This is a genomic window from Streptomyces sp. NPDC104307 (assembly GCF_055584045.1).
Genome location: NZ_JBVJMU010000004.1, coordinates 384,016 through 404,046 on the forward strand (window position 1 = coordinate 384,016; position 20,031 = coordinate 404,046).

The following is a 20,031-nucleotide window of genomic DNA, read 5'->3' on the forward strand; positions in this document are numbered from 1 at the left end:
GGGAGGCGGGGCCGGGTCTCCGCGGCAGGGCGGAGCCCGGGGCACGGCGGCGGGGAGGTCGCGGCCGGACGGTACCGGGGCTGGTTCAGCCGCCGAGGGCGGCGGTGATCTCCGCCGCTCCGGCGCGGACCAGGGTCACGAGGGTGTCGGCTGCCCGGTCCACTCGGTGGGACGGGCCGATGACGGTGAGGGAGGCGGGGACGCCGTCGCCCTGGAAGACGGGGGCGGAGACCGCGGTGACGGCCTCGTCGTACTCGCCGTGGCTGATGGAGTAACCGTCGGCGCGGACCTGGGCGTAGCAGGTGAGCAGGGCGTCCAGGTCCGTGATGGTGCGGTCGTTGAAGCGCGTCAGTCCGGTGGCGCCGAACATCTGCCGGATCTCGCGCTCGGGGTGGTAGGCGAAGATCGTGTGTCCGGACGCCCCGGCGTGACCGGGCATGACGGCGCCGATGATCGCCGTGTAGCGGACGGGTCCGGTGCCGTCGACGGCGGCTTCGCAGCGGTAACTGCCGCCGTGCGGGACGTTGAGGACGACGCTCTCGCCGGTCTCGCGGAGCAGCCGGGCGAGTATCGGCCGGGAGATCGAGGAGAGCACTCCGCTGTGCTCGCTGACCCTGGCCAGCCGGGACAGCGCGGGACCCGGGCGGTAGCGGCGGCTGTTGTCGTCGCAGAGCAGGAAGCCCCGGGCGCTCAGGGTGGTGAGCAGCCGCTGTACGACGGCCTTGTCCCAGCCGTGGTGGCGGGCCAGTTCACTGACGCCCCATTCGGGCCGCTGCTCGGTGAAGGTCAGCAGGACGAGCAGGGCCCGGTCGACGGTCTGCAGCACTCCGGGGGCCTGCTGTCCGTCGCGGGCCGGGGTGGTGGTGTCCGTGCCGCGCTCAGCCATGGGCCGGGCCTCCTTCGTCCGCTTCGTCCGTCTGTCGGTGCGGAAATCGCAACGCCGTTGCGATTTCTGGCGAAAGAATGGTGCCGCGTCCAGCGGGTGTCAAGGGTTTGCCGGAAATTCGCCGCGTCGCGGGAACGGCCTGCTCAGCGGCGGTTGCGGCAGACCGCGCGCCGGCGGCCGCCGGGGCGGGCGCACCCGACCGGTCGTTCACTCGATTGGCCTAACAGGATTGCAGGGGCCCCAGCTCCATCGTGCGGGGCCCCGCCCCATCCGTCGGGGGTGGTGCGCCCCGCCCCCACCGGCCGGGAAGTTGCAGCGTCCATCCGGGTGAGGCGCGATGGAATCCGGACGCGCCTCACCTGCTGGACCCACCCACAGGACGCGCCCGAGCTAGGAGGAATCGGTCATGGGAGCCGCTGACGGTTTCACGGATTCCGGAGAGCTCGACGGCCTGACGGTGTACGACACCGCGGGCGAGAAGATCGGCAACGTGGGGCGGGTGTATGTCGACGACAGCACCGGCCGACCGGACTGGATCACGGTGAAGACCGGCCTGTTCGGTATGAAGGAGAGTTTCGTGCCTCTCGCCGGAGCCCGTCGCGTGGGCTCCGACCTGCACATCTCCCATCCGAAGGACCGCGTCAAGGAAGCCCCCCGGGTGGACGCGGACGCTCATCTCTCCGTCTCCGAGGAGGAGGAGCTCTACCGGCACTACGGCCTGACCAGGAACACCGGCGGGAAGCTCGGTGACCGTTCCGGGGCCGCCGGCACGGCCGGTGCGCCGACCACGTCCGGTACCGGAACGATGGGCGCTGCCGGAGCCGGCGCGGCCGCCGGGGCAGGAGCCGGGGCCGGCGCCATGGGTGCGGCCCGCGGCACCGACAGCGCGAAGGCCTCCGGCACCGCGGGCGCGGGTACCGGCAAGCACCGGGACGCCGACACCTCCGGTACCGCCCGTCCGCTGGCCGGAGCGGGCGCGGAGCGGTCCGCCTCCGCAGACCTGGGCGGCAAGGAGGAACTCATCCGCTCCGAGGAACAGCTGCGCGTCGGCACCGAGGAGTACGAGAGCGGCAAGGCCCGCCTGCACAAGTACGTCGTCACCGAGAACGTCACCAGGACCGTGCCGGTGACGCACGAGGAGGTCCGCGTGGTGCGCGAGCCGCTCCAGCCCGGTGACAAGGCGGCCCGCTCGGACATCAACGAACAGGATGTGGAGGTCACCCTGCACGCCGAACGCGCCACGATGAGGAAGGAGAGCGTGCCGGTCGAGCGGGTCCGGATGGAAACGAAGAAGGTGACCGAGCAGAAGGAAGTCTCCGCGGAACTGCGCAAGGAGCAGATCGACTACGCGGACGGCATGACCAAGGACGGCAAGGACATGGGCGGCAAGGACGCCGGCGGCGAGTTCGGTCAGGGACGGCGCCGCTGACCCCGCGCACCGCGCCGGACCGGCCGAACCGGACAGGAGCGAGGGGCGGACCCGCATCACGGGGGTCCGCCCTCTCGTGCGTAGCTGGTGGGACGGGGCCGCCCGGCCCCGGTTCCACCGGCTACGCGGTTCAGGGCCGCTGGAGTGCGACCACCGCGTTGTGTCCGCCGAATCCGAAGGAGTGGCTGACGGCACGCCGGACGGGCAGCTCCCGCGGCTGCTTGGTCACGCAGTCGATGTCGAACCCGGGCGCGGGCGCGTCCAGGTTGGCGACCGGCGGGATGATTCCGCGCTGGAGCGTGAGGATCGTGAGCCCCGCCTCGATCGCTCCGGCCGCCCCCATGCAGTGGCCGAGCACGCCCTTGGGTGCGGTGACGGGCGGCCGGTGCGGGAAGACCCGGCCGATCAGGGCGGCTTCGGCCGCGTCGTTGCGCGGGGTGGCCGTGCCGTGGGCGTTGATGTGCTCGACGTCCCCGGCCTGCCAGCCCGCGTCGCGCAGCGCGGCCTCGACGGCCGCCTGGGCGATCCGGCCGTCGGGGTGCGGGCTGGTGGGGTGGTGGGCGTCGGTCGTGGCGCCGGTGCCCGCGAGCAGCGCGCGCGGCTCCGCACCCCGGGCCTCGGCGTCGGCCGCGCGCTCCAGCACCATGACGGCGGCGCCCTCCCCCATGACGAGCCCGGCCCGGTCGGCCGCGAAGGGCCGGCTGAGCCGGGACAGGTCACGGTCGGCGAGGGCGGCCGCGCCGGATCTGGCGAACCCGGTCATGGCGATCGGGAACAGGGTCGATTCGGTGGCTCCCGCGATCGCCAGATCGCACTGCCCGGTGACCAGCAGGTCCCGTGCCACAGAGAGTGCGGTGACGCCGGACGAGCAGGCCGTGCAGGGAGCCAGGCTGGGGCCCGTGGCGCTCATCTCGATGGCGATCTCCGCCGCGGGCATGTTCGGGATGGTGAGCAGGATCCCGGACGGCGAGGTCGCCTCCGGCCCGCGCCGTTCCAGCACCAGGGCCTGGTCGGTGAGGCCGGCGGAACCGCCGCTGCTGGTGCCGACGACGACCGCGACCCGGCTGCCGTCCCAGTCGCCCGGGTCGAGTCCCGCGTCGGAGACCGCCTCCCGCGCGGCCAGTACGGCGAATTTCGTGTACCTGCCCATGCGGAAGGCGGTACGCCGGCCGACCGCGGCGTCCAGGTCGATCCCGTCGACCGTGCAGGCGAAGTCGATGGCGCACCCCGCGAGTGCGGGCACGGTGCGGGCCGGGCTGACCCCGGCGCACACCCCGTCCCAGGTGGACTCGGTGTCGTTGCCGACCGGGGTGATCATTCCCAGACCGGTGACAGCGATGGACGGCATCTTCATCGGACGGTGCTCGCGGGGGCCTCGCCGCCGGCCTTCGCGCGCAGGAACTCCGTGAGTCCGGCGAGGGTGGTGTCCCGGTGCAGCGTGCCCGGGTCCAGTTCGACGCCGACCGCCTCCCTCATGACGACGGCGAACTCGGCGACTGCCAGGGAGTCCATGTCCAGGCTGTCCATCGTGGATTCCGGGAGAATCTCGGCCACAGGCACCCTGAAGGTACGGCTGAGTACCTCGGTGATCGTGGGGTGAATCGCGCTCATGGTCTTCCTCTCCATCATGCCCGTCCGGCGGGGGTCCCGGGGTGGCGCCTCTCACCACCCCGACTCCGGAGTAACTGAGCAGCGTCCGGCCGGTTACGCCTTGCGGCGAACCGATTCGCCTCCGGGCGTTCCCGCCCCCTGGCAGCACCGCGCCAGCACGGCCGAGGTGCCCCAGAAGGCCAGGAGTACGAGACCGACGCCGAGCCCCTGTACCGCTTCGGCCGCCCGGCGCACGCCCTGCGGCGCCGCCTGCTCCGGCGCGGCCCTCACCGCCCGCTCGGGCGCTTCCCTCACCGCCCGCTCCCGGCGGGTACCGGGCGCTCCGCGGTGTGCCAGGAGGCGCCCGGGTCGTCGTACGCCTCGGCATAGCGGGGTCCGGTGATCGGCCAGTCCGCGAGCACTTCCTCCGGCAGCGCGAAGGAGTCGACGAGCTCCGGCAGATGGGCCGCGACGGCGGCGACGAGTCGTTCGGTGGTCTCCGTGAGGTCTTCCACCTGACCGGCCGTGAGGTGCCCGGCGACGAGCAGGTCCCCGCTGTGCTGCTGGATCCGGCGCAGCGCGAACAGCCGGGCCAGTTCGGTCAGCCGATCGCGGGCGGGCCCCTGCGGCAGACCCTCGACCGCGTCCGCATACGCTTCGGCCGCCTGCCGGCAGGCGTGCGCCTCGACTCCCCGCAGCGCGGGCCCGGACCCCTCGTTCCACCGCTTCAGCGGTCCGCCGTGCGGGGCCCGCGCCATCCGTGCGCGGGAGCGGGCGAACTGGATCCGCTCCACGTGCGCCAGGAGCCGGCCGAGGAACCGCAGATCGTCCAGGTCGCCGGTCTGCGGGCCCACGCCAGGGGCCGGGACGCCCCAGGTGTCCGGTACGTCGGCCATCGCGGAGATGACCATCTCGGAGGCGGCCTTGGCGTGGATGGCCATGTTGTCGCCCTCGGCGGTGATGGCGCCCTCCACCCCGGTGACGAGTTCGCTCATCCCGTTGTGCTCCAGCAGTCCCTGGGCGCCGCACCGTTCACGGCATTCGACGATCACCGAGCGGGCCTGCCAGGTGATCCAGCCCTTCGCGACGTCGACCAGCCGGCCGGCCGCCTCGCGCTCCGGCTCGGGGCCGTGCGCCGCCACCTCCCAGCGGTCCAGGGCCCGCCGGTGCAGCAGACTCATCGCGAAGACGGTGGCCATGGCCCCGGCGAGCGGGCCGTGATGGCTGCGGTGGGCGATCACCGGCAGCGGCGGCAGCGCGCGGCCCCCGGAGACATACCGGTGTCCTGAGTAGCGGACCGCGATGGCGAGAGTGGCACGGGCGGAACCGATCGCACTCGCGCTCATGCAGATGCGGCCCGTGGTGACGCGGGCGATGGAGGCCAGGAACCGGCGTCTGCGCCCGGCGGTGCCGCTGCGGAACACCCCGTCGTCGTCGATCCGCCCCTGCCTGCCGCCCAGCAGCGCCTCGCGTCCCACGAACACCTGGTCGAAGGAGGTCAGGCAGTGGTCCACGGGGCTGCCCATCCGGGCCGGCAGCCTGCGGATCCGTACCCCTGGCAGGGCCCGCGAGGCGTCGGTGAGCGGCACCAGCAGCAGGAAGACCCCGTGGTCGGTGTCCCCGACGAGCAGCCGGGCGGCGACGAGTCCTGACTTGGGACCGCCCGCCGGGCTGGTGTTGGGCATGAACTTCTGCGCGCCCAGGTGCGGGGTGTGCAGCAGGAATCCGTCCCGGGCGCGGTCGTAGGTGGCCGTCGTCTCGACCGCGGCGGCGTCGTTGCCGTGCGCCACCTCCGTACAGAGGAAGGTCCCGATGCGCCGCATCGCGAGGAAGTCCGACAGGTCGCGGGACCGGTCGGTGTCGTGGTCCAGAAGACTGCCGAGGAAGAGGTTGTAGTGGATTCCCGCGACGGTGGCGAGCGAGGGGTCCACCGGGGCGAGCCATTCGTGCAGGGCGGCCAGGGCGCGCGGGTCGGCGGCCAGCCTGGCGCCGCTGTCCAGCGTGCTGTTGAGCGTGCGCAGCCGTGCGTGGGCGAGGGCGAGCCGTTCGTCGGGGGTGGGGCCGGGCGGCGGGACGGCGGGCCTGCGGAACGGGTCCGTGGCGATGAGCCGCTGCCAGAATCCGTGCTCCCGGCGGGCGTCCGTGCCGAGGAGCACCGAGGTGAGCCGGTCTGCGGCGCGCTCCTGGCCGGCCTCGGCCATCACGGGGCTGTCGATCGTTGTGGTCATACGACAGAAACGATCAGGAATCAGCCAGGACACCCGGATTCCGGCATTCGCAGCCCTTTACTTCCTGTTCAGCGGGGTGAAGGGGCCCGCTGGAAGGCGAGGGCGACATTGTGGCCGCCGAATCCGAAGGAGTGGCTGAGGGCCCGCTCGACGCGCTGCCTGCGGGGTTGCTTGGTCACGCAGTCGAGCCCGGAGTCCGGCGGCGGGGCGTCGAGGTTGGCGATCGGCGGGACCAGGCCGTGTTCCAGGGTCAGTACGGTGGCCACCGCCTCGATCGCGCCGCCCGCCGCGAGGGTGTGCCCGATGACGCCCTTGGGCGCGGTCACCGAGGGCCGGTGCGGGAAGAGCCGGGCGATCAGCGCGCTCTCCATGGCGTCGTTGAGCGGAGTGGAGGTGCCGTGGGCGTTGATGTGGTCCACCTCGCCGGCGGCCCAGCCCGCCCGGTCAAGCGCCGCCTCGACCGCCCGCTCCGCGCCACGGCCGCCCGGTTCGGGCGCGGTGGGGTGGTGGGCGTCCGTGGCCGCTCCCGCACCGGCCAGCACCGCCCTCGCCCGGCCGCCTCGGGCCCGGACGTCACCGGCCCGTTCGAGTACGAGCACGGCGGCGCCCTCGCCCAGAACGAACCCGTCGCGGTCCGCGGCGAACGGCCTGGAGGCGGCCGCCGGGTCACCGGTGCGCGCCGAGAGCGCCCCCATGCCCGCGAACGCGCTGACCACCAGCGGGGTCACCACGGACTCCGCGCCGCCCGCCACCACCACATCGCAGCTCCCGCTCGTCAGCAGTTCGCGGGCGAGGGAGATCGCGGTGGCGCCCGAAGCGCAGGCGGTGGCCGGGGCCAGGCTCGGCCCGTGGGCGCCCAGGTCGATGGCGATCTCCCCGGCCGCCGCGTTCGGCATCATCATCGGTACGAGGAGCGGGGAGACCGCGGGCGGCCCGTCGGCGTCCAGCCTGCGGACGTTGTCGACGAGTACGGAGACGCCTCCGACACCGACGCCCAGCACGACGCCCACCCGGCCGCCGTCCCAGCGGTCGGGCCGCAGCCCGGCGTCCGCCACGGCACGGCGGGCGGCGACCAGGGCCATCTTCACGAACCGCGCCATCCGGAACACGGCGCGTCCGCCCACCGCCTCGTCCAGGTCAGGACCGACGGCCCGGCAGGCGAAGTCGACCGGCAGACCGGCCAGTTCCTCGCAGTGCCGGGCCGCGCCGACGCCTGCGCAGAGCCCCGCCCAGAAGGTGTGTTCGTCGGCACCCACCGGGGTCACCAGCCCCAGACCCGTCACCACTGTCGCCGACCCGTCCCGCACCATGCCGCGGCTCTCCCCTTCGTCGCTCCACGCCCCGTTGGGCCGAACGGCCGAACCCCCGCCGAGGATGCGGCCACTGGGCCGAACGGGTCAGGAGGCGTCCGCGCCCCCGTCGTCGCCGTACCTGCGTTCGAACTTGGCGACCTGGCCCTCCGAGTCGACCACCCGGGCCTTCCCGGTGAAGAACGGGTGGCTCTCCGCGGAGATCTCGACGTCGATGACGGGGTAGCTGTTTCCGTCGTCCCAGCCGATGGTCTGCTCGCTCGACGCGGTGGACCGGGTCAGGAAGGCGTAGCCCGCCGCACGGTCACGGAAGACGACGGGGCGGTAGTCGGGGTGCTTGTCCTGCTGCATGGTCTGCTCCTGGGGACGTGCGGGTACCGGCTCGGGACGCTCCTGGCCAGCCTCGCGAACCGGGGCGTCCCGCGCGATCGGACACGGCCGTACGGGGCATCGGCGCGGGGGCGCCCGGCCCGGCTACGCTCCGAGCGCGTCGGCCACCAGGGCCAGGAACCTGGCGTGGGCGTGGGCGCTGCACACCGGCTCCGGGTTCCAGGGCACCACCCGGGCGGTGCGTTCGATCGAGGCCCACGCCTCGTTCGTCCCGAGCTCGCCGAGAGGGGTGGCGTTGACCCGGATGTCGGCGAGCACGACGTCGGGGCGCAGCGCCCCGGCATCCGCCCAGTCGACCGTGGACCAGTTCGCACCGGGCCCGTCGGCCGGTTCCACGAGGTCGATGCCGAGTTCGGCCAGCACCCGCAGTTCGGGCCACATGCGGGGACGGGCCAGGTGGGCCTGCTGCTGTCCGGCCGGGGACAGGGCGAGGACCCGGGTCCGGTCCGGTCCGGCGGCGAACGCGCGCAGCCGGTCGCGGGCGGCGTCCAGCTCCCGGGCGGCCGAGGCGGGCTCCGCCGCGCCCAGCGACCGGGCGAGGCGGGCGAACCGGTCGCCGGTCTCCGCGAGGGTGCGCGCCTGGCCCACGTCGATGACGACGACCGGGACGTGCTCCTCCAGGTGTTTGGCCGTCTCCGGGGCGAGGCCGTAGACCTGGCCGCCACCGTAGCTGACGGCCACCACGAGGTCGGGCTCGGAGCCCAGCAGCGTCTCCACGTCCAGAGCGGGCCCCGCGCCGGCGTAGGCGATCTCGGCCAGCGGCAGCGATCCGGTCTTCGCGGTGTCGGGCACGGCCGGGTCGTCGTGGCCGGAGCCGAATATCCCGACCGGCCGTATCCCGTGGTCCCACAGCGTCGCTCCGGCCTGCACGTAGGCGAGCACCCGCGTCGGGGGCCGCCCGGCGGACGACAACTGTCCACGGTCGTCGGAGAACTGCCATAAGGTCTGCTCGCTCACGTCACACGCCTCTCGCCACCGGTCACTTCGCCCCGTTTCGGGCTCGTACACCAGTACCTGCCCAGCGATGAGGGCTGGCACCCCCGCCGTCGCGCCGTTCTACAGGCCGGCCTCCGTGCCGCGCACCAGATAGCTGACGGGACCTGGATCCGGCACCCGGATCTCGGTGAAGCCGAGCCGGTCGTAGAAGGCTCTGGCCGGGGTGTTGGCGGTGAGCATGGACAGGTGCACGCCCTTGACCCCCTTGGCGCGCAGGGCCGCCAGGAACGTAACCATCAGCTCCCGCCCGTACCCCTTGCGCTGCCAGTCGGGGAGCAGATCGATGTGCAAGTGGGCCGGGTGGTCGGCCAGTTCGGGCAGGACCATCCGCTCCGGGTTGTGCAGGAGGGCGATCATCTCGTCGGCGGGGCCGCGCGGTTCGCCCTGCGGCCGTGGGTAGCGCTCGTCGACCAGGGGCAGCCAGCGCTCGCGGAACTCCGTCACGAACCGCGGGGTGTCCGCCGTCCCGAGGATGTATCCGACCGCCCGGCCGGTGCCGTCGTCGAGCACGAAGGCCAGATCGGGTTCGAGGTAGGCGTACGGGGCGGCGAAGATCGACGGCATCAGCTCCGGGTCCGGGTACAGGTGGCTGGAGTCGCCTCCGTTGTCGGCCGTCCGGACGCAGATGTCCGCAAGGGCCGCACGGTCGTCGGGGCGGTAGGCGCGGGGGCTGATTCGCGAGGTCATGCCCTCATCCTGCCCGCTGTTGGGAGCGCTCCCAAAGGGTTTTGGCCAAGACAGCGCCCGGCCGGGCGCGGCTGGCCGGTTCTGTCAGCCGTTGACCGCCGTCAGCAGCACCACGGCGTCCTCAAGGGCGAGCAGCCCGTGCCGCTCCTGCGGGATGGGGAGCAGCCGTCCGGGCGCCAGTTCCACATCGCCGGACGCGGCCGTGAGCCGGACCCTGCCGCGCAGCACCTGGAGGGAGGCGGCGGGCGGGGCGTTGTGCTCGTCGAGCGCGGAGCCCGACGTCAGGGCGATGACGGTCTGCCGCAGCGGCTCCTCGTGCAGCAGGAGGTGCGCGCTGCGGCCGTGCGCGGAGGTGCGGGCCGCGGCCAGGTGCTCGGCTGCGAGGGCGTTGAGATCATTCGCTCCATCCATACACCCCACTGTGCCGCAGCCCTCGTCCCCCCGCGATCCTGCCCATGGGCCCCGCCGGGTCCATGGGCAGGTGCGTCCGGGGTCAGGGGTCAGGCCCGCAGCCAGACCGCGGTGTCCTGCGGGAGCCTGCCCGCCCCGTCGAGCGGGCCGCTGGCCAGCAGTACCGAGGTGTGCTCGGGCAGCTCGGCCGCCTCCGCGGCCAGGTTGACCACGCACAGGAGTCCGTCGGTCCGGCTGAGGGCGAGCACCCCCGGCGCAGCGTCCAGCCAGGTCAGCTCGCGCGCGCCCGGCTCCCCCGTCGTGGCGAACCCCGGCTCCTCGCGGCGCAGTCGCATCGCCTCGCGGTACAGGGTGAGCATCGACTCCGGGTCGTCGCTCTGCAGGTCCGCGGCGTACGAGGCCCAGTCGGCCGGCTGCGGGAGCCAGGGTTCGGCGTCGCCGCCGAAGCCGGCGTAAGGACCCTGCGCCGACCAGGGCAGCGGCACTCGGCAGCCGTCGCGGCCCGGGTCGGCTCCGCCCTTGCGGAAGTGCATCGGGTCCTGGATGCGGTCCAGCGGGATGTCCACCTCCGGCAGGCCGAGTTCCTCGCCCTGGTAGAGGTAGGCGGCGCCGGGCAGGGCCAGCGAGAGGAGGGCGGCGGCGCGGGCACGGCGGGTGCCCAGGGCCAGGTCCGTCGGGGTGCCGAAGGTCTTCGCGCCGAAGTCGAAGCCCGTCTCTGCCCGGCCGTAGCGGGTGACGGTGCGGGTGACGTCGTGGTTGCACAGGACCCAGGTGGCGGGGGCCCCGACCGAGGCGTGCTCGGAGAGGGTGTCGTCGATGGCGGTCCGCAGCAGTCCGGCGTCCCAGGGACAGGCCAGGAAGTTGAAGTTGAAAGCGGTGTGCAGTTCGTCGGGGCGCAGGTAGCGGGCGAACCGTTCGGCGTCCGGCAGCCAGACCTCGCCCACGAAGACGCCGCCGTACTCGTCGCCGATGGCGCGCCAGGCCCGGTAGATGTCGTGCAGTTCGTCGCGGTCGACGAAGGGGTGCGGGTCGCCCTCGGCGAAGTCGGGCAGCGCGGGGTCCTTGGCGAGCAGGGCCGCGGAGTCGATCCGTACGCCGGCGACGCCGCGTTCGAACCAGAAGCGCAGCACCTCCTCGTGCTCCTGGCGGACCGCCGGGTGGGCCCAGTTGAGGTCGGGCTGCTGGGTGGCGAAGAGGTGGAGGTACCACTCGCCGTCGTCCAGCCGGGTCCAGGGGGTGCCGCCGAATTCGGAGACCCAGTCGTTGGGCGGGATCGCCCCGTCCGGGCCGCGTCCCTTGCGGAAGTGGAAGAGGTCGCGCTCGGGGCTGCCGGAACCGGCTTCGAGGGCGGCCCGGAACCAGGCGTGCTGGTCGGAGACGTGGTTGGGCACGATGTCGATGATGGTGCGGATGCCGAGTTCGCGGGCCTCCGCGATCAGCTTCTCCGCCTCGGCCAGGGTGCCGAACGCGGGGTCGATGGTGCGGTAGTCGGCCACGTCGTAGCCGCCGTCGGCCAGCGGGGAGAGGTACCAGGGGGTGAACCAGAGTGCGTCCACGCCGAGTTCGACGAGGTAGGGCAGCCTGGCCCGTACTCCCGCGAGGTCGCCGGTGCCGTCACCGTCGCCATCGGCGAAGCTGCGTACATAGATCTGGTAGATGGCTGCGTCGCGCCACCAGTTCGCGGTGGGCTCGGACGGACGGTTGGCTGCCACGTGGCGTTCCTTTCGGGCAGGTGGTACTCCGCCGCCGGCCCCCGAGCGGGGCAGGACGGTCGGGCCGGCGGCGGAGTGCTGAGGGGAAGGCGGCTGTGCGGGGTCCCGGCGCGGGGAGGTGTGGCGGGGGTCAGCCCTTGAGGCCGCCCGCGGTCAGACCGCCCATGATGTTGCGCTGGAAGATCAGGAAGATGAGCAGAGTGGGGATGGAGGCGATGGTGAGCGCGGCGATCAGGATGTTCTCGGGTACGCCGCTGGCCAGCGAGTAGATGCCCACGTTGAGGGTCTGCTTGCTCGGGTCGGGCAGGGTGAGCATCGGCCAGAGGAAGTCCTTCCACACGCCGACGATGGCGAAGATGGAGACGACTCCGAGGATCGGCCGGGAGATCGGCAGGATGATCGAGCGCAGGGTGCGCAGCGGCGAGGCGCCGTCGATGGAGGCGGCGTCGAGCAGCTCGCGCGGGATCGAGTCGAAGAAGCGCTTCAGCAGGAAGATGTTGAACGCGTTGGTGACCGACGGCAGCCAGATGGCCCAGGGCGAGTTGACCAGGTTCCGCTGGAAGATCGGGACGTCCAGGATGGTCAGGTACTGGGGGACGACCAGCACGGTGGCCGGGATCATCAGGGTGGCCAGCATCATGCCGAGGATCACCTTGCCGAACACCGGCCGCAGCTTGGACAGCGAGTAGGCGGCGGCGACGTCGAAGATCAGCTGGAAGGCGAGCGCGCCGAAGGCGTAGTACAGGGTGTTGAACAGCAGCTTGGACAGGTCCATGACGGTCCAGGCCTGGCTGTAGTTCTCGGTGTGGACGGAGCTGGGGAAGGCCGTGGGCGGGCTCTGTACGACTTCCTGGGTGGTCTTGAGACCACCGGTGACCATCCAGTACAGCGGCCCGAGGAAGGCCACGGTGAAGACGATGACGACTACGGCGAAGGTGATCCAGTAGAACGTCTTGCCGCGGCGTCTGCCGAGCTGGGCCGGCGAGATCAGGGTCCGCTGGCGTCCGAGGTCGGCCGCGCGGTCGGCCCTGCGGCAGGCCGCTCTGCGGCTCTCGCTCCCGCGCCGGGAGACTAGCGTGTTCGATGCCATGGTCGTGCTCCCGTCCTAGTCTTCGCTGCTGCGGCTCAGTCGTACGTACACCGCGGAGAATCCCGCGAGGACGACGAGCAGGACGAGGCCGAGTGCCGCCGCGCTGCCGTAGTTGTTGAAGTTGAAGGCGTACTGGTAGATGAGGTAGACGACGGTGGTCGTGGACCCCTCCGGGCCGGCTCCGTTGGTGAGCAGGAACGGCTCGGTGAAGACCTGCATCGTCGCGATGATCTGCATGAGCAGGAGCAGCGAGAGGATGAGCCGGGTCTGCGGGATGGTGACGTGCCAGATCTTGCGGAACAGGCCCGCGCCGTCGAGTTCCGCGGCCTCGTACAGCTCTCCGGGGATGCCCTGGAGCGCGGCGAGGTAGATCAGGGTGGCGCCGCCCATGTTCATCCAGGTCGCCGCGATGACGACGGAGAGCATGGAGGTGTCGGTGGACTGGAGCCACTGCTGTGCGGGCAGGTGGAAGATCTCCAGGATGCGGTTGAAGAGGCCGTACCCGGGGTCGTAGAAGTACTTGAAGAGCAGTACGGAGGCGACCGGCGGCAGCATGACGGGGAGGTAGACCAGGAGCCGCAGATAGCCCTGTGCGTGCCGGAACTCATTCAGTACGACGGCGACGACGAACGGGACGACGAAGCCGAGCAGCAGCGCGAGCACGGTGTACTGCAGGGTGTTGCGCCAGGCCTGCCAGAACGCCGGGTCGTTGAAGACGTAGGTCAGGTTGGACCAGCCGGCCCAGGTGGTTTTGCCGTTCTCGGTCTTCTGGAAGGCCAGGATGAACTCCCGGACCATCGGATACCAGGAGAAGAACGAGAAGCAGAGCACCGCTCCGATGAGGAAGCCGTGGGCTGAGATGTTGCGGCGCACGGCGCGCAGGAACTCCTCGCGGGCGGAGGTCCGGCGTGCGGGGCCTGGAAGTCCTGTCCCCGGCCTGGCGGCCTTGTGGGTGGACAGAGTAGGGGCCGACATGGTGTCTCCTAGGTGCCGGTGAACTGAAGCGCAGTAGTCGGACGGGGGCGGAATGCGGGACCGGGTCCGCGTGACCCGGTCCCGCGCGTCCGTTACTGGTTCGCCAGGACCTGGTTGACCTGCTGCTCAGCGGTGGAGAGCAGCTTGTCGATGTCGGCGCCCTTGTTGGTCAGGACGCCGGACATGGCGTTGTCGAGGATCTTGTAGATCTCCTGGGCCTTCGGCGGCTCGGCCTTGCCCGGGACGGGGTTGTCCATGAAGGCCTTGAAGTTCTCGACGGGCATCGTCGCGTCCTTGGCCCGTGCGGCGTCGTCCTTGGTCTTCGAGTCGTTGAGGAAGAAGTTCGGCTGCGGCAGCCCGACGGGGAGCTTGTCGGCCTTGGTGCGGGCCCAGTCGAACTGTCCCTTGCCCGGGGTGAGGTTCTTGAAGTTGAGCCAGGCGATGCCGGCCTTGATCTGGTCGGGCGAGCTGCCCTTCTTGATCATGTAGTTGTTGCCGCCGAAGAGAGTGCCCTTGCCGCCCGGGATCGGGCCGAGGCCGAAGGTCTCGTACTCCGCGCCGAGCTGCTGGACCATGTAGGCGATGTCGTCGGGGGCGGCCAGGAACATGCCCAGCTTGTCGCTGGCTATCTGCTTCTGGAGGTCGCCCCACTTCAGCAGCTGGGTCTTGCCCATGCTGTCGTCCTCCCAGCGCATGTCGTGCAGCTGCTGGAGGACCTGCTTGCCGGTGGCGTTGTTGAAGGCCGCCTTCTTGCCGGAGGCGTCCACGATGTCCCCGCCGAGACCGAACTGGGTGGCCGCGAAGTGCCAGCCGCCGTTGTTGCCGGCGCTGTACTCCCCGTAGCCGGAGATGCCCTTGCCCAGGTCCGCGATCTTCTTCGCGGCCGTGCGGACGTCGTCCCACGTGGTCGGCGGCTTGTTCGGGTCCAGACCGGCCTGCTTGAACAGCTTCCGGTTGATCATCAGGCCCATGGTGTAGTTGCTGGTCGGCAGGGCGTAGAGCTTGCCGTCCTTGCGGGCCACATCGATGACCTGGGTCTGGATGTCCTTGAGCGCGGGCACCGTCTTGTCGGTGACGTAGGCGGAGATGTCCTCGGCGCCGTCGTTGTCCAGGACCTGCTGGAGGTCGCTGAAGTACGCGTAGAAGACGTCGGGCTGCGACTTGCCCTTCAGCATCGCCGTGAAGCGGGGCGGCTCGTTGCACTGGCCGGGAGTGGACTTCCCGTTGATCGTGACGTTCGGGTACTGCTTCTTGAACGTCTTGATGTCCTCGTTCCACTCACGCAGCTCCGCGGCCTTGGCCGCCGGCGGCATACAGTCGATCGAGATCGTCACCTTCGTCTTCGGGTCGAGCGGCGCCGACGGGTCGGACGATCCCTTGGATCCACTGCCGTTGTCACCGTTGTCGCTGCTGCTGCTCGTGCCGCAGGAGGCGAGAGCGGTCAGGGCGAGTGCGGTGACAAGGGCAGCCGCTGAGGCACGGCTTGTACGGCGTGTGCGGCTGAACCCAGCACTTCTCATCGATGGTCCCCTTCGGGCATGAGCATGGAAGGCCCTCGGCCGGCTCTCTGCCGGGGCGAGGTTCACTCAACCAGCGCCGACATGTGAACGCAATATCTCGCGCAGTTTTCGTAAAAGTTTGACAGTCCGTTGCGCGCCACTGTGAGGTACGACAGAGGCGTGCCACTCGGCTCCACGCGGCCGAGACAGCACGCCAGGGGTGGTTCCGCACGGTTCGTGACCGGTGCGCGGTTCCGCTTCCGCAAACTTCGCACGGGTGGGCGCAAGGAATTTGCGCACCACGGAACGCCGTCCGGCAAGCCGGACGGCGTTCCTGTGTGCGAGGGGGTTACGGGTTGATGTTGATCTTCATGGTGGAGGTCGTGTTCTTCACGTCCTGCGCGTTGCCGCTGAGCTTCAGTCCGTTGAAGGTGACCTCACCGACGGCGGGCCCCTGGCCGGCCTCCGGCATCTCGTTGGCCCACAGTCCGAAGCCGGACTTGGCGTCGAAGGCGTCCCCGCTCTTGCGGGCGCCGGTGATCGAGATGTCGGTCAGTACGGTGTCCTTGATCGGGAACTGCGGCTGTCCTCCCACGTAGTTGGTCTGGAACATGATGCCGCTGTACGTCGGGTCGACGATGTCGACGTGGTTGATCCGGATCCCCTGGAACACCTTGGAGGCGGAGAACAGCCAGATTCCGGGGAAGGTCTGCGTCCCCCAGAAATGGCCTCCGGAGCGGATGACGGAGACGTTCTCGATGGTCGTCGGCTCGGTGCCGAACCCGTTCATCGGGTAGCCGAAGTCCAGCGAGCTCACCGTGATGCCCGAGTAGACCAGGGTGTCCGCGATCAGGATGTTGCGGAAGGTGTTGTCGTAGCCGCCGTAGACGGCGACACCCGCCGCACGCCAGGTCAGGATCGAGGTGAGGTTCTCGTACACGTTGTTCTTCATGTCCGAGCCACCGGAGTCGATGGCCGAGAACAGGGCGAAGCTGTCGTCGCCCGTGGCGCGGGACTCGTTGTTGACGACGTGGTTGTCCGTCGAGCCGTTGGTCATGTTGATGCCGTCGGCGAACGTGTCACGGATGCGGGAGTTCTTGATGGTGATGCTGTCCGTGTTCGCGCCCCAGTAGAGGCACACCGTGTGCTCGTTCCAGACGTTGTCGATCGTGATGTCCGAGACGTTGGAGAAGTCGAACACCTTGCCCGGTCCGTCGATGCGCGAGGTGTAGTTCCCGAAGTACGCGAAGTTGGCGAACGACGAGCCCTTCGCGCTGGCCTCCGCGCGGAAGCCGTTGTCGGTGTTCTCCTGGCCCGACGGCGCGAAGAACCTGGTGTACCAGGGACCGGCGCCGACGACCTTCACGGCCTTGCCGTAGACCTGGAACTTGCTCGCGGTCTGGTAGTCACCGGCCGGCAGGTAGACGCCGACCAGCTTGCCCGTGGTGTCCATCCGGACCTTGTCCAGGGCGTTCTGGACGTCCTGGTGGGTGAATCCGGTGGGCACGGCGTAGGCGGCCGGATCCGGGTTGGCGATCTGTGTGGCCTGCTCCAGGCTGACGAAGTCGATCGCGTAGGTGGAGGTGTTCGCCGCGTCCTTCTGGAACCGGATCTTGCTGCCCGCCGGGACGGTCTTGCCCAGCATCACGTTCGCCTCGTCGTAGATGTGCCGCGGCGAACCCGAGCCCGGGGAGTTACCGGGTCCGGTCTCGGCGCCGTACAGCCACGCGTACTTCGAGGTGAGGTCGATCGCCTTGAGGAAGGTGCCGTCCACGTAGAGGTTCAGCTTGGAGTCGATGCCTCCGCCGCCCGCGGAGTCGGGGATGGAGAACCGGGTCACCAGGGTGTTGGTGCTCGCCCTGGTGGTGAACTCCACGTAGTTGCCGGTGCTGTCGAGGGTGACGGCCTTGCGGCCGGACGCCTCGCCCGCGATGTCACCGACGGTCCGGTTCGGGCCGACGACCTTGGCCCCGCCCCCGGTGACGCCGTCCTCCGCCTCGTACATGTCGTACGGCATGTTGGCGCCGCGGCCGACGAAGAACGAGCTGCTGGCGGTGTTGTTCTCGCGCTTCACCGGGAGTTCGTTGGCGTCGTCCGCGATCACCGTCCGCACGGTGTAGGAGCCGTTGACCGCGGTCCAGCTGCCCAGGCTCACCGGCGCACTGGTCGCGCCCGCCGCGATGGCCCCGTTGTAGCTGCCGGTGAGGGTCTTCACCGTGGCGCCCTTGGCGTCGAGCAGGCTGAGCGTGACGGCGTGGGCGCCGGCGGCGGACGCCACGGAGCCCTGGTTCTTGATGGCGACGGAGAACGTGACGTTCTGGCCGTTGGACGGGGCCGACGGGGAGGTGCTGACCCCGGTGGAGACCAGGTCCGAGCTGGCGACCGGCTTGACGACCAGAGCGCTCGGGCTCGTGAAGGTGTTGTCGGTCTCGTTCTGCTCGATGACCTCGTTCGCCGGGTCCGCGACGGCACTCAGTTCGTAGCTGCCCGCGTCACGCGCTCCGATCGCCGCACTGACCTGCGTGGAGGCACCCGCGGCCAGCGCGCCCACGGACCCCGTGGCGACCTTGCTGCCGCCGAGCCGGAACTCGACCTTGCTCGCCGGGGCCGCGACGGAGCCGCTGTTGCGCACTGTCGCGGTCAGTGTGACCGGGTCCGACTCGACGGGTGCGGCCGGAGCTGCGGTCACCGAGCTGACCTGGAGGTTCGGGTTGGGAGCCGGTGCGCCCAGCACCTGGAACTCCGCGACCTGACCGGCACCGGAGCCGGTGTTGGAGTTGAACTTCAGCTGGACGTCGGCGACCCGGCCGCTGACCGGAATGGTCACCGCGTTGCCGCTGCCCGGACTGAAGGCGTAGTCCTTGGCCGCGACCAGGCTGCTGAAGGAGGAGGCGCTCTGCTCCCGGCCCAGGACCTGGATGTTCTGGGTCCTCGCCCCCCAGCTGCTGTCCGGGTTCAGCTTCACGACGACGCTTTCGGTCTCGGCGTTCGCGCCCAGCTTCACCGTCAGCGTGTTCGGGTAGCTGCCCCCGGCACCCTCCCAGTAGGTGCTGAGGCTGTTGTCGTTGGCGTTCTCCGCGACGAACGTGTGGACCACGGAAGAGGCGGTGATGGGCTTCCCGACCGCGAGGTTGGACGCCGCGCTCGTGCTGCCGTTGCGGGTGACGGTGTTGCTGTCGCCCGACACGTTGCCCGCCGCGTCCTTGGCCCGGACGGTGTAGGAGACCGTGGTGGCGGTGGACTGGGTGTCGGTGTAGGTGGTGACATCGCCGGCCACGCTCTTGCGCAGCACGTTGTTGGCGTAGATGTCGTACCCGGTGACGCCCTTGTTGTCGGTGGACGCCTGCCAGACCAGCTTGACCTGTCCGGCGGTCGCCTCGGTGAAGCTCAGGCCGGCCGGTGCGGTCGGCGCCTGGGTGTCGCCGGTGTCGCCGGTCCGGGTGACGGTGTTGCTGTTCCCCGAGACGTTGCCCGCGGCGTCCTTGGCCCGGACGTAGTACGACACGGTCGAGCCGGCCGGACGGGTGTCGGTGAACGTGGTGACGTTGCCGGCCACGCTGGTCAGCAGCGTGTTGTTGGCGTAGACGTCGTAGCCGGTGACGGCGGTGTCGTCCGTCGCCGCCTTCCAGGTCAGCTTGATCTGCCCGGTGGCCGGCTCGGTGTAGGCCAGCTGCGAGGGGGCGGTGGGCGCCTGGGTGTCACCGGAGGTGGGCCCGTAGATCTCCAGCTCGGAGACCTGGGCGCCGGGCTGCACGGAGTTGGCCGAGACCAGGACGCGTACATAGCGGGTGGTCGTGGCGTCGAAGCCGATCGTCGCCGTCTCGCCGGCCGTCGGGCTGAAGGTGTACGCCTTGGACTGCGTCAGGTCGGTGAAGTCCGAGCCGTTGGCGCTGCCCTGGATCTTCAGGGTCTGGGTGCGCGACTCCCAGCCGTCGGGCAGGCGCAGCACCACGCGGTCGACCCGGACGGAGGAGCCGAGGTCGGCCTGGATCCACTGCGGCAGGTCGCCGTTGCGGCTCTCCCAGTAGCTGGCCGCGTTGCCGTCGTTGGCCTGGGCGGCGATGTAGTTCTGTGTGTAGCTGCTGGCCGTGAGCGTGCGGCCGGCGGCCAGGTTCACCGAGGAGTCGGCCGCCGCGCGGACCTCCAGCTCGGAGAGCTGGCCGTTCTCCGCGACGGTGTTCGCGGTGATGTTCGCCCGTACGAACCGGGTCCGGGTGGCCGGGAAGCTGATGGTCACCTTGTTGGAGCTGCCCGGTGCGAAGGTGTAGGCGGCCGAGGTCTTCAGTGTGGAGAAGCTGGTGCCGTCGGCGCTGCCCTGGAGCGACAGGGTCTGGCGGCGGGTCTTCCAGTCGGCGGGAAGCTTCAGGGTGACCTGGTCGATGCGGGTGACCTTGCCCAGGTCGCTCTGTACCCACTGGGGCAGGGCGCTGCTCGACCCCTCCCAGTACGTCGACTGCTCGCCGTCGGCGATGTTCCCGGCGGCTTTCCCGCTGCCGGCGCTGCTCGCGGCCGCCTTCTGGTCGGCGGCGATGTTCGGACCGCCGGCGGCGGATGCGCTGATCGCCGGCCAGCCGACCATCAGCAGGCTGGTGGTGACAGTGGCGGAGAGAACCCGCCATCTCCAGCGTTGCGTTCTCATATGTCCCCGATCTTCGGCCTCGGCGCAGGACGCGTCCAAGGCGCGGCTCTTTCTGCGTACCTGATGGGGGCATGATTTCCTGCGCCCACAGGATGGACTTTTGCGTATAGCGGTCAGAGAGTTGCAGAGAAATGACGGGGAGTCCACTGTCGTGACAGAAACCGAGACGTAAGCGGATTGCCTCGCACC

Annotated in this window: 16 protein-coding genes; 1 reads left to right on the forward strand and 15 read right to left on the reverse strand. The window is 70.5% G+C overall.

The annotated features are described in order from the left end of the window. Positions 1-85 precede the first annotated feature (85 nt). Positions 86-886 carry an IclR family transcriptional regulator gene (locus tag ACZ601_RS14650; RefSeq protein WP_440579086.1) on the reverse strand — a complete coding sequence of 267 codons (801 nt, stop codon included), beginning with the start codon at positions 884-886 and terminating at the stop codon, positions 86-88. Between the two features lie 406 nt (positions 887-1,292). Here ACZ601_RS14650 and ACZ601_RS14655 point away from each other — a divergent pair, with 406 nt between their 5' ends. Beyond that, positions 1,293-2,315, forward strand: a complete 1,023-nt coding sequence (locus ACZ601_RS14655) for a PRC and DUF2382 domain-containing protein (protein ID WP_469537296.1) — start codon at positions 1,293-1,295, stop codon at positions 2,313-2,315. 130 nt (positions 2,316-2,445) lie between these two features. Here the strand turns inward: ACZ601_RS14655 and ACZ601_RS14660 are convergent, their stop codons facing one another. The 14 genes from ACZ601_RS14660 to ACZ601_RS14725 form a co-directional block, all read right to left on the reverse strand. After that, complete coding sequence (locus ACZ601_RS14660) at positions 2,446-3,669, reverse strand: beta-ketoacyl-[acyl-carrier-protein] synthase family protein (RefSeq protein ID WP_469537297.1); 1,224 nt, start codon at positions 3,667-3,669, stop codon at positions 2,446-2,448. Further along, on the reverse strand, positions 3,666-3,926 hold the full coding sequence (locus ACZ601_RS14665; RefSeq protein ID WP_440574202.1) for an acyl carrier protein: 261 nt from the start codon (positions 3,924-3,926) through the stop codon (positions 3,666-3,668). The genes ACZ601_RS14660 and ACZ601_RS14665 overlap by 4 nt, the downstream gene beginning before the upstream one ends. A 93-nt stretch (positions 3,927-4,019) precedes the next feature. Then, entirely contained in the window at positions 4,020-4,220 is a 201-nt protein-coding gene (locus tag ACZ601_RS14670; protein WP_469537302.1) for a hypothetical protein, read from the reverse strand. Then, positions 4,217-6,133: an acyl-CoA dehydrogenase family protein gene (locus ACZ601_RS14675; RefSeq protein WP_469537303.1), complete on the reverse strand. Its 1,917-nt coding sequence runs from the start codon at positions 6,131-6,133 to the stop codon at positions 4,217-4,219. Before ACZ601_RS14675 ends, ACZ601_RS14670 begins: the two co-directional genes overlap by 4 nt. Before the next feature lie 68 nt (positions 6,134-6,201). Further along, entirely contained in the window at positions 6,202-7,443 is a 1,242-nt protein-coding gene (locus ACZ601_RS14680) for a beta-ketoacyl-[acyl-carrier-protein] synthase family protein (RefSeq protein ID WP_469537306.1), read from the reverse strand. Between the two features lie 87 nt (positions 7,444-7,530). Then, a complete protein-coding gene (locus ACZ601_RS14685) occupies positions 7,531-7,794 on the reverse strand; it encodes a type B 50S ribosomal protein L31 (RefSeq protein WP_389219159.1) in 264 nt (87 codons plus the stop codon). Between the two features lie 123 nt (positions 7,795-7,917). Next, positions 7,918-8,790, reverse strand: coding sequence for an ABC transporter substrate-binding protein (locus ACZ601_RS14690; RefSeq protein WP_469537309.1), 873 nt, complete (start codon positions 8,788-8,790; stop codon positions 7,918-7,920). A gap of 99 nt (positions 8,791-8,889) precedes the next feature. Continuing rightward, entirely contained in the window at positions 8,890-9,516 is a 627-nt protein-coding gene (locus tag ACZ601_RS14695) for a GNAT family N-acetyltransferase (protein WP_469537312.1), read from the reverse strand. 84 nt (positions 9,517-9,600) lie between these two features. Beyond that, on the reverse strand, positions 9,601-9,927 hold the full coding sequence (locus ACZ601_RS14700; protein WP_440574208.1) for a cupin domain-containing protein: 327 nt from the start codon (positions 9,925-9,927) through the stop codon (positions 9,601-9,603). 89 nt (positions 9,928-10,016) lie between these two features. Continuing rightward, complete coding sequence (locus tag ACZ601_RS14705; protein WP_469537315.1) at positions 10,017-11,639, reverse strand: glycoside hydrolase family 13 protein; 1,623 nt, start codon at positions 11,637-11,639, stop codon at positions 10,017-10,019. 130 nt (positions 11,640-11,769) lie between these two features. Beyond that, a complete protein-coding gene (locus ACZ601_RS14710; protein ID WP_469537318.1) occupies positions 11,770-12,729 on the reverse strand; it encodes a carbohydrate ABC transporter permease in 960 nt (319 codons plus the stop codon). A 15-nt stretch (positions 12,730-12,744) separates the two neighbouring features. Next, a complete protein-coding gene (locus ACZ601_RS14715) occupies positions 12,745-13,704 on the reverse strand; it encodes a carbohydrate ABC transporter permease (protein WP_440574211.1) in 960 nt (319 codons plus the stop codon). Between the two features lie 92 nt (positions 13,705-13,796). Continuing rightward, entirely contained in the window at positions 13,797-15,224 is a 1,428-nt protein-coding gene (locus tag ACZ601_RS14720; protein ID WP_440574212.1) for an extracellular solute-binding protein, read from the reverse strand. Positions 15,225-15,552: 328 nt separating this feature from the next. Continuing rightward, on the reverse strand, positions 15,553-19,842 hold the full coding sequence (locus ACZ601_RS14725; RefSeq protein WP_469537322.1) for a discoidin domain-containing protein: 4,290 nt from the start codon (positions 19,840-19,842) through the stop codon (positions 15,553-15,555). Between the last annotated feature and the right edge of the window lie 189 nt (positions 19,843-20,031).

Coding starts and splice junctions, on each gene's coding strand:
- ACZ601_RS14650 (WP_440579086.1), bottom strand. CDS start 886: ATGGCTGAGCGCGGCACGGACACCACCACCCCGGCCCGCGACGGACAG.
- ACZ601_RS14655 (WP_469537296.1), top strand. CDS start 1,293: ATGGGAGCCGCTGACGGTTTCACGGATTCCGGAGAGCTCGACGGCCTG.
- ACZ601_RS14660 (WP_469537297.1), bottom strand. CDS start 3,669: ATGAAGATGCCGTCCATCGCTGTCACCGGTCTGGGAATGATCACCCCG.
- ACZ601_RS14665 (WP_440574202.1), bottom strand. CDS start 3,926: ATGAGCGCGATTCACCCCACGATCACCGAGGTACTCAGCCGTACCTTC.
- ACZ601_RS14675 (WP_469537303.1), bottom strand. CDS start 6,133: ATGACCACAACGATCGACAGCCCCGTGATGGCCGAGGCCGGCCAGGAG.
- ACZ601_RS14680 (WP_469537306.1), bottom strand. CDS start 7,443: ATGGTGCGGGACGGGTCGGCGACAGTGGTGACGGGTCTGGGGCTGGTG.
- ACZ601_RS14685 (WP_389219159.1), bottom strand. CDS start 7,794: ATGCAGCAGGACAAGCACCCCGACTACCGCCCCGTCGTCTTCCGTGAC.
- ACZ601_RS14695 (WP_469537312.1), bottom strand. CDS start 9,516: ATGACCTCGCGAATCAGCCCCCGCGCCTACCGCCCCGACGACCGTGCG.
- ACZ601_RS14700 (WP_440574208.1), bottom strand. CDS start 9,927: ATGGATGGAGCGAATGATCTCAACGCCCTCGCAGCCGAGCACCTGGCC.
- ACZ601_RS14710 (WP_469537318.1), bottom strand. CDS start 12,729: ATGGCATCGAACACGCTAGTCTCCCGGCGCGGGAGCGAGAGCCGCAGA.
- ACZ601_RS14715 (WP_440574211.1), bottom strand. CDS start 13,704: ATGTCGGCCCCTACTCTGTCCACCCACAAGGCCGCCAGGCCGGGGACA.
- ACZ601_RS14720 (WP_440574212.1), bottom strand. CDS start 15,224: ATGAGAAGTGCTGGGTTCAGCCGCACACGCCGTACAAGCCGTGCCTCA.
- ACZ601_RS14725 (WP_469537322.1), bottom strand. CDS start 19,842: ATGAGAACGCAACGCTGGAGATGGCGGGTTCTCTCCGCCACTGTCACC.